10 protein-coding genes and 1 pseudogene are annotated in these 12042 nt (G+C 59.9%); 7 read left to right on the forward strand and 4 right to left on the reverse strand.

Annotation, left to right across the window (positions count from 1 at the left end; genetic code table 11):
• Positions 1-710: peroxidase family protein (locus DBR22_RS20885; RefSeq protein ID WP_308810250.1), on the reverse strand; the 710-nt coding region annotated here is incomplete at its 3' end.
• 1144 nt (positions 711-1854) lie between these two features.
• On the opposite strand from DBR22_RS20885, the gene tatA reads away from it, so the two are divergent.
• Positions 1855-2127 (forward strand): Sec-independent protein translocase subunit TatA, encoded by a 273-nt coding sequence (gene tatA, locus DBR22_RS20895; protein ID WP_108600568.1) that lies wholly within the window; start codon positions 1855-1857, stop codon positions 2125-2127.
• A gap of 209 nt (positions 2128-2336) precedes the next feature.
• Here tatA and DBR22_RS20900 read toward each other — a convergent pair.
• Positions 2337-2628: pseudogene (locus DBR22_RS20900) on the reverse strand (glycogen debranching N-terminal domain-containing protein); the annotation flags it as partial.
• A 946-nt stretch (positions 2629-3574) separates the two neighbouring features.
• On the opposite strand from DBR22_RS20900, the gene DBR22_RS20910 reads away from it, so the two are divergent.
• From DBR22_RS20910 to DBR22_RS20920, 3 genes are all read left to right on the forward strand, one after another.
• Complete coding sequence (locus tag DBR22_RS20910) at positions 3575-4078, forward strand: hypothetical protein (RefSeq protein WP_258229354.1); 504 nt, start codon at positions 3575-3577, stop codon at positions 4076-4078.
• Positions 4079-4737: 659 nt separating this feature from the next.
• Complete coding sequence (locus DBR22_RS20915) at positions 4738-5046, forward strand: hypothetical protein (RefSeq protein ID WP_108600571.1); 309 nt, start codon at positions 4738-4740, stop codon at positions 5044-5046.
• Positions 5047-5501: 455 nt separating this feature from the next.
• Complete coding sequence (locus tag DBR22_RS20920; protein ID WP_146187603.1) at positions 5502-7598, forward strand: putative bifunctional diguanylate cyclase/phosphodiesterase; 2097 nt, start codon at positions 5502-5504, stop codon at positions 7596-7598.
• Between the two features lie 343 nt (positions 7599-7941).
• Here the strand turns inward: DBR22_RS20920 and DBR22_RS20925 are convergent, their stop codons facing one another.
• A complete protein-coding gene (locus DBR22_RS20925; protein WP_146187604.1) occupies positions 7942-8475 on the reverse strand; it encodes an Hpt domain-containing protein in 534 nt (177 codons plus the stop codon).
• Between the two features lie 420 nt (positions 8476-8895).
• On the opposite strand from DBR22_RS20925, the gene DBR22_RS24010 reads away from it, so the two are divergent.
• Complete coding sequence (locus DBR22_RS24010) at positions 8896-9126, forward strand: hypothetical protein (RefSeq protein WP_108600574.1); 231 nt, start codon at positions 8896-8898, stop codon at positions 9124-9126.
• Between the two features lie 70 nt (positions 9127-9196).
• Here DBR22_RS24010 and DBR22_RS20935 read toward each other — a convergent pair whose 3' ends face one another.
• Complete coding sequence (locus tag DBR22_RS20935; protein WP_108600575.1) at positions 9197-9499, reverse strand: DUF4193 domain-containing protein; 303 nt, start codon at positions 9497-9499, stop codon at positions 9197-9199.
• Between the two features lie 773 nt (positions 9500-10272).
• Here DBR22_RS20935 and DBR22_RS20940 point away from each other — a divergent pair.
• Positions 10273-11340, forward strand: coding sequence for a protein kinase domain-containing protein (locus tag DBR22_RS20940; protein WP_108600576.1), 1068 nt, complete (start codon positions 10273-10275; stop codon positions 11338-11340).
• Positions 11337-12042 (forward strand): tetratricopeptide repeat protein (locus DBR22_RS24205; RefSeq protein ID WP_219928149.1); only part of this gene is annotated, 706 nt, incomplete at its 3' end. The genes DBR22_RS20940 and DBR22_RS24205, both read left to right, overlap by 4 nt.

Here is a 12042-nt window from a genome sequence, read left to right on the forward strand (position 1 = left end):
TCGCCGATGTAGCGTTCGTCGCCGAGCCAGGTGTCCTCGGGCCCCCAGAAAATCTCTTCGGGCTCCCAGACGTCCTCGCGGCCGAAGGCGAAGCCAAAGGTCTTAAAGCCCATGGACTCGAGGGCCACGTTGCCCGCGAGGACCAGCAGGTCCGCCCAAGAGAGTTTCTGGCCGTACTTCTGCTTGACCGGCCACAGCAGCCGCCGGGCCTTGTCCAGGTTGGCGTTGTCCGGCCAGCTGTTCAGCGGGGCAAAGCGCTGGCTGCCGTCACCGGCACCGCCGCGGCCATCATGGACGCGGTAGGTGCCTGCAGCGTGCCAGCTCAGTCGGATCATCAGGCCGCCGTAGTGGCCGAAGTCCGCCGGCCACCAGTCCTGGGAGGTCGTGAGGACCTGGATGATGTCCTGCTTGAGAGCCTCGACGTCGAGCTTCTGGAACTCTTCGGAGTAGCTGAAGGTGGGGCCGAGCGGGTTGCCCGCGGGGTTGTGGGAGTGGAGCACGGAGAGGTCCAGCTGGTTGGGCCACCAGTCTGCGACGGTCCGCGGCCTGTGCCCCTTGGGCTGCGGAGAATCGATCGCCGGATTCTCGCTCTCGCTGCCGTGCGAGGTCACGCTGCCATGCGCCACTGGACATCCACCCTCAACCTTTTGGTCCAGGCCTTGGGCGCTTCCCGTGGTGGGGACCAGACGATGGTCCTGTGGATCGGTCATGTGCTTCCTTCCCTACGGCCGAGGCGCGGCGGACCCGGCCACCCGGTCTAACCCTTCTCGGCTCTCATCTGCGAGAGTGCTAGTCATTGCGGAGTCAGCCGCATCTTCAGAAGTAGAACATTATTCAACGAAGCGGTCAATAGAGTAATTTGGATGGATTCGTTCACGCTTGCCGGGAGCCTCCGTTGCGCTGCGCCGACAGGCCCCCGCCCCATAAGAACCGGGGCAGCTCGAACTCCGCTAACCAATTCGCGAGTGGGGGCTAGAATGATCTTATTCATTCTCAGGGTATTGCTCTCTTCCATGATCAAGTTCATACTTAGATCAATCACGCCGTTGGCCGGAGGACTGAGAAGGAAGTCAGTGATGAAGCGCCGCAACCCGATAAGCACAGAATCCTCCACGTTCGGTTCGGGGGAGGTATCCAACGCCGCATTTCCGAGCCTCAAATGCACTCCCGCGCTTATGGTCCTTGAGACCCGGCTTATGGCGGTTCAGTTGGAAGCCTCCTCGCCAACGTCAGCTCAGGAGATGGCCCCACTGCTGCTGAGGGAGGATCTTCTTACCAATCCCTCTCGAACTGGGCCGGTATCCGTGAGTGACCTAGGGGCGCTGGTCTTTCCGGATTGGTCGGAAGCCTAAGAGTTACTAAGAACCCGATTGGACAATGCTGATCCGGAAGACAACTTGCATCTCGAGATGCTTATGGGTGCAGTTGCCCCAGCTCGAGCTCAAACCAAATAACACCAACCGGAGATACGCGATACAGACCGGGACAGTAAGGCACCCATGAAGCACAAGGACGAAGTGCAGACCTTCGCACAGGGCCACCGGCAAGTAGCTCTTTGAGAGCCCTGGCTCAGGGGTTTCCGATTCCTCATATTGGAGAGCCGAGCGTTTGAGCATCAAGCATTGTTCGCTGCCGCACCCTAGTCATACCCGGCCTTACTGGCCCTGTTTCTTGAGTCAGCAGAATGAAGAGCACATCATTGGGGCTCAAATGTTGCTAATTACGGCCTCCTCGCGCTCCAGTCGTTGCCGCTCCAGTATGGCCTGGGGAGGCGTCCGCCACCGCTCTTTTAGAGGGCCGCTTGTTAGCCTTCTGTCAAACCGGCTTAGCCGGACAAACCCGAAAGGATTCCCGGTGGGAAGACTCTTTGATGGCCCTTGGCCGATCGTAATCATCATCGTTGTTGCATTGCTGCTCTTCGCCGCACCCAAGCTTCCGGTCATGGCCCGGAGCCTGGGACAGTCCATGCGGATCATCAAGTCCGAGGTCAAGGAAATGAAGAACGACGGCAAAACCGACTCCACTGAGGCAAACGGTCCGGTGGAAGGCACCATCGTGAACCACCCCAAGGCGAAGCCCGGTGAGCCGACAGACGGCACTGACGTTCCGCCGTCGACCCGCTCCTGACCCACTGGTCGTCGGGCGTGAAGGCGCTCGATGACTGGGGGACAGTAGCTGTCGGCAAGGGCCCTGTGCGTGGGCCTTGCAGATAGGGAGGACCGGCTGCGCCTTTTCGGCTATTGAGTCTTTCGGTGCTGGCTGGCCTGGTCCACGAGTTTCGTCAGCCACGGCCGCTGCCCGCGGTGGAACACCATGCCTTCGGGAAGTCCTTGAACGAGCCGCTCCACAATCAGCGGGCTGTCCCATACCCATCAGACCGGGGGACACGCCCGGCGAACAGGGCCCGGTATGGCTCCTTCGTCTCCGCCGCCAGCGACTCGAGCGGCTGGCTGTTTATGCTTAGGCTCCAACACGAGAGGATGCGGGTGTCTTGCACGTACATGCCGTGGGGATGTACTGGGCGTATATCCCCATTCGGCAAGGAGATGCAGAAAGACGATCCCTCCACCAAGGTGATGGTTCCGGCACCCAGGGACCTGCTGCAGTGTCACCATTCCAGCCAGCCATTGAGGCCTCCTTAAAACCGGCGCCAGCACGCCTGGAGGTCGGGCTGGCGCCGCTATCGCTGAATTTCTGCAACCGACGCTACGCTTGCTTACTCTCACTTGCCAGTGGGTCCCACACCTTCTCGAAGCGGTGCCAGCTCGCGGACGACAGCTTTCACGGCTTCAGACCGAGCTACTTGCGTGAATTTGCGGGTTCTTGGATGCGGCCGTTCCTTTTGCCCCCCGGGGGTTTTAGAAAGCCGATAACGGATGTTATGTAAAGCTGCGGCTGAGAGGGGCTACTTGAAGGCCTTCTGGCGAACATCGTTGCGTGCCCTACAGGACTGAACTAAACCGCAGTCATCATCTCGTGCCGCGGCTGCAGCCTTTGCGCGGGCGCTGGCAAGTGGCGAAGCTCCAGTCAAATAGCGGTTGACCGGAGCTTCGGTTCATTATGTGCGCCTGCAGCTGGGAATTCCCTGTGAAACCGGGCAAGCCGGGACTGATAGCCGACGTTTATGTAAAGCTGACCGGTTGAAGCTTCAATCGCGGGCATGAGTCTCGGTCTGCAAACCCCTCATACACCCTCATACATTTGGACGATGGAGACCAATTATGCCGACAGCACCACCCCTTATCATCGAGGCCCAGGACCGGGCGTCAAGGGATGACCAGCTGGAGCAGGCCACCGAGCTGCTCCGAGCCAGGGCCAGGGATTGTGGGATTCTCATTACCCGGCACAGCTTCAGGACATTTACTGCAAGGTTGAGCCGGGATGTGGAATTCGGTTTTATCCAAGAATTGGATTTGCTGTGAATTTCGCGAAACTCCGCCTCGGTTTACCAGCGGGCGGGCCTGCTCATCGTCCCGGCCCGGCCGGCATGAGAACATAAGGCCGTTACCCCGGCCGTCGACTTCTTCCGGTCAGCAGGTGGTTCCCGTGACGAGGTTTTACGGAGGGCACTTTAGTGAGAGACATTTCAGGAGCCTGGCACATCGATCCTGTGACGCTCCGCGACGTCGCGCTTGACCCGAAGGCGCTCGAGAACGCCCTCGCCAGCGAGCTCGCCCTGCTTGATCGTGTCCGGTATCTGGCACTGCTGAACCGCGAGAGCGAGGCCCTCCGGGAAGGCCTTCAGGCTCTGGAAGGTTCACCCGACCGGGGAGAACTGCTGCTGGTGCTTGCCCAGGTCTTCCTACGCCAGTACCGCTGGCATGAAGCCGCGGCCCTGCAGGAAGAGGCCCTGCAGCTGGTCTCCACCCGTGCGGAGGAAGCCCACGTACGTCACCACATCGGACGCCGGCTCTTCGACGAAGCTCTCTACGGGGATGCTGCCGCAGAATTTGAATGGGCAGCTGACCTTTACCGGGTATCGGGCCGGCACCAGCTCGCGGAACGGTCGAAACAAGCCATGGAACGTTGCCGCCAACTGCGCAACCAAACCAGGGCCAACCACCCGGGCGCCTTGTAACTTCGGTTCGTCAGGTCGAACTGCTCCAAGAGAATCAGGCGCAGTAGCATGGCCCGGCTGGATTTCCGGGCTTGAACCGCTCGAAGGCAGAGTGGCAGGATCTTGAACGCCGCATGGGCCGGCGGCTTACCCAAGATGGGGGCCGCTCCCCCACGAGGCAACGTGGCAAAGCTCCGGTCAAATAGCGGCTGACCGGAGCTTTGCTTCAGTCCGCGGCCCCGCCTGAGAAATGACCGGGAAAGTGTGACACCCGCGCAATTCAATAGACGACTGCCGTTTCTGGTAGCGCGAAGACTTGGAGTTGCAAACAGAGGTTGTAATGCGAAAATATTGACACCAGCCGCACTGGGTGAAAATTCACGATTACCATCGAACCCCTGTGCGACTTCTTTTTGCGGTCCGTAAACTGAGCATTCCCTCCAAGCGCCCAAACCAAAATGCCATTGCAGATGTCATGAGCAAAAGTCGCCGTTGAAAATATCTCCTGGCCCTTTCCTTACCAAGGAAACGCGGGCTCTCCTTCAGGGTGCATCCGCCCTGAGGCACGCGAGACGCGGCGGCACGACGAAGAGACACGGAACGTGGTGGCGTTATGACCATGGTGGCTGGCCCAGCGGAGGTAGTTTCTTCCGTTCAACGTGATTTATGAGGAGAAGTCGATGACGACAGATTATTATGATGGGCTCCCGGCCGTCACTGCTGGCGATGGCAGCCCTTATTCACCAAGCCTTCGCGAGATCTCCGTCAGGATCAGGGACTTGATGGTACTCCTGGATGAATGTCTGATCGGCTCTGCCCAGACTTCCGAGGATCTAAGCGCCCTGGCTTGGATTTCGCAATCCTTGGAAGACATCGAAGCGACCGTCACTGGTCTGACACACGGTGAATATCAGCAGTTGACCGATGATCGGTCTCCGGCTGTGCCCGTTTATCAGCTGACGGAGCAGGGCTCCGTTCTTATTTCCTAAGTCTTTGATCGAGGAGTGCCTCACACCTGTGGCACGCCCTATAGGCCTTCCATCGGATTCTGCGGCGGCTGAATGATTCCGCGGTAGGCCCTGTCCTCCGGCGAGAGCGGGCTTCCCGATAGCGGACTGACGTGACCCGGGTTTCCTTCGGAAACTTTTTCACTGACAAAAACGGGCCCTGCCTGAAAGAAATGGAGAGCGACATGTCGAAGGAGATCCCGCCGCTCACGATCAAGGTCGAGGACGCCACCTCAAGAGACCTGCAGCTGGAGCATGCCACGTCGATACACTCCGCGAGAGAGCCACGGATTGGGGGACTCTGGTGACCAGGGTCGACTTCACGACGTTCACCATCGCCCTTAGCCCTGATATCCGGTTCGGCTTTACCCGGGAACTGGATTTGCTTTGAGGGCGGGAATTGCGTGCATCACAGAGCCGAAATAGTTACACCGTCCGTGAGACCGGTCGGCCGGCAACGGAGCCTTCGCCGGGAATGGACAGCCGCGTTCGTCCTGATGCTCGCTGCCCTGCTCATCGGGGCGGGAGTCACCATCGTTGGCGTCAGGACAGTCATGAACGACATGCGGGCCACAACGAGCCGCCTCCAAGAGGATGCTGACCGGCTTCTTGAGCTGCGCTCCGAACTGGATGCCCACCAACAGGCCGGGCTCCGCATCCTGAACGGAGCCCCGCCGGACACTGTCGCGTTTTCCGAACAACAGGCCAACATCTCGCGCAAGTTCACCGAGCTCGCCGCGGTCCTTCCGGCCGGCGGGGAGACCGCAGCGAACCTCCTCAAAACCCGGGACGCCTGGCAGCAGAGCCTGAAAGCCCACGGACTGTGGAGCGAACACGCCCCAGCGGCAGGCGACACCACAAAGGAAGGAGGTATGGCAGACTTCGCCGATTCCAGCGCCATGGTGCGCGAGCTCCTGGCCGACACTCAACGGTCAGCACTGAAGTCAATGGACGAGGGCCTTACCCACACCGCCGCGCTCGAGCAACTGCTGATCGCAGCCCGAGCCGGATACTTCTGCCTGGCGCTGGCTACCACCGTGTACTTCGGCCGCAGGATGCTCAGGGACCTGATGAAACCCATACAAGAGCTCCGTCACGGAGCCCTGAAGCTCCAAGCCGGCGACTACCGTCACCGGATCCCAATAGCCCGTAACGACGAACTGGGCGAACTGGCCGAAACCTTCAACTCCATGGCCGCAGCGGTCCACGAGAGCCACGCGGCCCTGATCTACCGCGCCAGCCACGACACCCTGACAGGGCTGGCGAACCGGACAGTCCTGACAGAGACCCTGACCAATGCGCTCCAGCGGAACGCCCGGAGCCTTGCCCTGCTGTTCGTCGATATCGACAACTTCAAGGACGTCAACGACTCCCTCGGCCACGAGGGTGGAGACGAGCTTCTGGCCCAACTCGCCACCCGGCTCACCGGCTGCGTACGCACCCAGGACCTTGTCGCACGCCTGGGCGGCGACGAGTTCGCAATCATCGTCCTGGACGAGGACTGCGAAACAAGCAGGGCAACCGCAGCGCGCATCCACGACGCCCTGCGGGCCCCCTTTTTCATCCGGAACAACAAAACCACGGTCAGCGTCAGCGTGGGAGTCGCCCGGGGACACCACGGAAGCGCCGACGCCCAGGAGCTCCTGCGTCAGGCCGATTTCGCGATGTACGTGGCCAAACACGGCGGCAAAGCCCGGTACCAGGTCTTCGACGCTGAGGACTACGACCGGATGGCACGCCGCGCAGCCCTGAAGGCAGGCATCGCCACGGCTGCCGCCGAGGACCAGCTACGCATCGACTACCAGCCCGTGATCGACCTGCAGACCAGCACCATTGTCGGTCTCGAGGCGCTCGTGCGGTGGCAACATCCCACACTGGGCTTGTTGAGTCCAGAGGATTTCATACCCATCGCCGAAGAGACCGGGGACATAGACGCCGTCGGGGCGTGGGTCCTGAAAACAGCCGCACGCCAGGTAGCCACCTGGCGTGCGGCCATCAGCGGGCACAACAGACTGTGGGTATCGGTCAATCTCTCCGCCCGCCAACTCTCAAGCCCCCGCAGTCTTGTGTTCCTCAAAGAAATCCTCGCCGACGCGGCCAGCGAAGCAGATAACGTGATCCTTGAAATCACAGAGACGTCCCTGGCCACAGACACGGACGGCGGAATCGCCGCGCTCTGCACGCTCAAGGAATCCGGTGCCCGCATAGCAATCGACGATTTCGGAACCGGCTTCTCATCCCTCAGCACCCTGGCCACACTGCCAGCAGACATCCTCAAGATCGACCGCTCCTTCCTCGCACACACCGACCAAACCTCCACGGCCATCTTGGAAGGCATCCTGAACCTTGCGCACAAACTGAAACTGGAAGTCATCGCCGAAGGCATCGAAGAACCCCGCCAGCTGCAAACCCTGAGGGCAATGGGCTGCCACATGGGGCAAGGCTACTTCCTCGCCATGCCCGCCCCGGCCCACACAATCGAAGCCCAGCTCCACAACAACACCCACACCCCTTCCCCCGACAAAACCCCCTGAACACAAACGAGGTGCCCTACTCGTGGTGGATCGAGCGCGAAAACCCGTCAGCGTAATTGGAAGCGCAACCGCGCAGCCAGCCGGATAGATGCTCACACACTGGACCACTCAGAGAACTGTGTGCGGTCAGTCTGGTTCCCACTCGCCCGATGACCACCGCGGTCGCACCAGCGTTCTGACCTTACGGAGCAACCAACACACAGACATGCCGGCAGCGCCTCAAAATGTTGTCGACTGCGCATCCCGCCTCAAGCAGCTGTGTCCCGGCAGGCTATCGGGCTCCAAAGGTTTTTCGCTGCGGGGCCCGATCCCGAATTCAGCCGCGTAGCGGCGCTCTATGACCTTACCCATCTTGGGAGCACGAACCTGAAACAGGCCTAAACGCGGCAGCGGCCTCGGCGCCAAGTCGGGCCTTGACTTGCTCCAGCAACATCGGAGAGGCAGCAGCCAGTACATCGATGATGCGCTGCAGGGCTGCTGCCTGTACCCGCGCACACGCAAAATTCCTAGCCACAACAAGCGGCAGGATGCTCGCGCAGCGCTCGGCAATTTCCGTTGCCCCAGCCATGGCCGAAGCGGTGTGCAAACTAAGTAGGGCATCAACTGATGCCGCGGGCTCCTCGGCTGCCAGAGCGGCGAGGAACCGGGACAGCCGCACCTGCTGCAAACTCAAGAAGTCCTTGAGAAATTGAAGAGCAAGGGCAGGGCCCTCCGTATCATCGGCAATGTCCCGTAGGCTTTGCAGGTCAAAAACTGGGCTGTCCCCAATGACGCCCGACAATGAAGGCACACAAGGAGCAGCTTCAGCCCCGGTCGGTCCCAGCGCCTCCGCAATTGCGGGTTGTTCTGCACGAAGCATGTTGACCGTGGTTCTCAAGCGCATCCTTGTGAATTACGAGCGCCGGCCAACGGACCCCGAACCCCGTTAAAGGTCAGGCGCTCTGCATGACCTGACGGTGACACTCTTCCTGAAAAGGATCAAGCAAGTGCTTGCTGCCAATCAAGATTCGCTCAAGATTGAACGCGGCAATATGAGGCTCTGCTGCCAATTTATGGCGTTAGGGGCCAGCTACCCGCCACCCCTCCTAATCATGGGCAGTACCAGTCGTCGCCCGTCTGGAATCTGATTTCCTGACTACGGCTCACGTCCACCTGTCCGTGGGGCAGATGCCATCCCTCCGTGACTTGCCCGCCGGGACCAGGCCACGAGTAGTGTGGCAGAGGACCGTACCCTCGCCGTCCCTATTCCCCCTCTTCGGCTTCGTCCGAAACGCCCGGTCCTGACCTCGCCCGGGCGGTGGACAATGCCCGGCGGGAACTGGAGCAGCAGTTCTCACAGCGGCAGGTTGAGATCAAAGTGTTCTATAGCCCAGATGGTTCACAGGCACTTGTGGAGTCATACAACTACGGCACCGAGTCCTCGGCTTTCATCCACTACGCCTACGACGCCGCCGCTGGCCTCATCGACGCGCGAAACAGCACCGGACACAGCTGGCAGGAGTGGCGGACCGCGCCGTTCGAGGCGTAATCGACCCCAGGTCTACAGCTTCCGTTTGCGGAGGGTGTGTCAAGCTGGTGCTGCCGATGTCTCCGTGGGCCTAGTTTTCGCACTCGATGCAGTACGAGTGGCCGTTGCTTTCGCGGGCGAGCTGGGACCGGTGCCTGACGAGGAAGCAGGAATAGCAGGTGAACTCGTCTGCGCCTTGGGGAATCACTTGCACGATGAGCTCGTCGGAGATGATTTCGCCGCCAGGTGTCAGCCCTTCGTCGAGGGCGTCTGCTTCGTCCAGCTCGGTGACGACGCTGCGGGCATCCGGGGCGTTCGCGGACTGCAAGTCCTCCAGCGAACGATCCTGCGATTCCTTGACGTCGGAACGGACTTCGTCATAGTCGGCTGCCACGTAAGCGCTTCTTCCTCTTCTTATCTCTCTCGTGCTCACTTCGAACGAGACTGTAACGTACGCGGTTGCACGGTTGTTCCTCGAAACGTGCGGGGGCGATGTCGGGCGGCTTGAAGTGTGTGTGCCAACGCTTGGACTGCAGATCGATAAATTCGGCAAGACGTAATACGCGCTCCACGCGATGAGCAGTGGCGAAGCTCCGGTCAAATAGCGGTTGACCGGAGCTTCGGTTCATTATGCCCCCTTCAACTTGAGAAACTACTGGGAACTGGCAACCCGCACGCTTACCATCGCCGCTCCGACACGCTAAAGGCCCGGGGGGCCTGGGCCACGAGGGATCAGCCGACCCTCCCCCGCCACTGCCTTCGCCAAGGACTCCACCAGAGATTGCCGCTGCCGCCTTTTGTCGGCTGATAGCCGACGTCATGTAAATCTGCGGGATGTCGCGATACATCGTTCGCCGCAGTTCCGTGGCACCTTTAGCTGGAGCCTGAAGGCCTCGAAGCCCAACTCCACCATGCCGTTGCCTCTGCCACGGCCACGGAGTCTCCTGGGACAGGATCGGAGAGCGTACGGCATCAGCCAACAAGGGGCCAGAAGCGATGGGAAGCATTGCCCGCCGTGTCCGGCAAACAGAGCGCCGCAACGGACCGAATGGTCGAACAGTCCAGTTGAACGAACCCCGTCTGCCTCGCTCAGTTCGTACTTCGACGTTCGGAGGCCCCCCTCTCGGCTGTAACCTTGTACAGATTTGTACTTAGATAGGGGTCTCCTTGCGCTCTCCGTTTGATGCCTTCAACGCCGCGTTACATCTCGAAGGTAAAGAGCTTGAGGGCGGATGGACCGTAGGGACTTTAATCGACCCAGCCCCTAGCTCGACCGGCGGCATCTTTAGCGTGGGTTACCTCGTAAGTCAGGAGAATGGCCGGCAAGGCTTTCTCAAAGTTCTGGACTTAGCATCGGTCGTTAGTCACGGCGTCGACGCGATGCTGGAGGCGACAAGCGCGTACGTCGCGGAGCGGGATCTCTTGGTCATGTGTGGGACGCGAAAATTGTCGCGGGTGGTTACTGCTATCAGTTACGGCCAATTCAAGCTGTCTAACTTTATGCTGTCGGACATTAATTACATCATCTTTGAGCTGGCTTCCCATGATGTTCGGGTGGCTCTCAGCCAGGCGGGAACGATTACCAATGCCTTGAAGCTGGAGTACCTGCGCAACCTAGCCGTCGGGCTGCGACAACTGCATTCCAACGAAGTGGCCCATCAGGATCTCAAGCCATCGAACTTTCTGCTTTTCCCCGATGACGTCAACGGTGGTCGGGTAGGCAAAGTCGCTGACCTCGGGCGCGCCTACAGAAAAGGAGCTCCGGCGTCACATGATCAGCTAGTCACACCTGGGGACCGCACTTATGCACCACCGGAGCAGTTGTATCGCTACATTTTTCCGGAAGAATCCGTGCGCCGCTTTGCAGCTGATCTGTATCAGTTGGGCAGCATGGCGACGTTTATGTTCACAGGAACAACTATGAACTCACTCTTGGCCGACGAGCTATCGGAGCATCACCATTGGGATGCCTTCGGGGATTCATTCCTCGAGGTACTTCCTTACTTAGAAGATGCCTATTCCCGCATTATTACGACTCTCCAGTCGGATTTGGCCACAGATACAGACCCGAGATTGGGTGCTGTTGTTGAGTTCCTTTGTCAGCCCGACCCTCGCAGACGGGGGCACCCTGCTGCTGTGAAAGGGCGGGGATCTCGTTTTTCGCTAGAACGCGTCGTCTCTGAAATTGACCTGATGGCCCACAAGGCATACGTTCGGGCAAGGGCTGCAGCATGAGCGCCACCAAGCCAGGCGAGGACAGGCAAGTAGTACCACGATGGCGTACATTCCGGAGCACCCTCTCGACCCGCGAGCTGCATCCTACTTCTCCCAGCCCTCCCAAAGCTCCGACTCCAGAGCTGGACCGTCTCAGGACAGAGTTCAGACTGCACAAAACCCTTTACGTCGCTGCCGATCTTCTTGCGGCTCTCGTAGCCAATCGACTGCTGGGCGACGAAGTTGACGAGGTTTCGGACTACATTTCTGCCAACGAGTCGGCTCCGCTGCTTCTCCGCAGAGGAATTGACCAGCGCCGTTTACGGGCCGTCGCGCCACAGCCTGGCTATGCAGAAGTAGATGGGCTAGGCATAAAGGACACGGCTAAGGCTGACGTCGCCAGGATACGAAAGACGTTGAACGAACAGCCTCGGAATGCGGTGGCAAGAGTGGACTTAGCGTTGGCACATGCCATTCTGGGCAACGCTGCCAAAGCAGAACGGCAAATTAATGCCGCCCTCGCCTTAGCGCCGGATAACCGATTCGTTCTTAGGTCAGCGTCTCGTTTTTTTGTTCACGTGGACGAGCCCGATCAAGCGCATTGGATACTATCCCAGTCGTCCAGAACTATCGAGGATCCTTGGCTGCTCTCGGCCCATCTTTCAACGGCTCAGTTGGCCTTTGGTAAAGCGGACAACAGCCGAGTAGCTCGCGAGCTACTCG

It is taken from the genome of Arthrobacter sp. HMWF013, assembly GCF_003061105.1.
GTDB lineage: Bacteria > Actinomycetota > Actinomycetes > Actinomycetales > Micrococcaceae > Arthrobacter.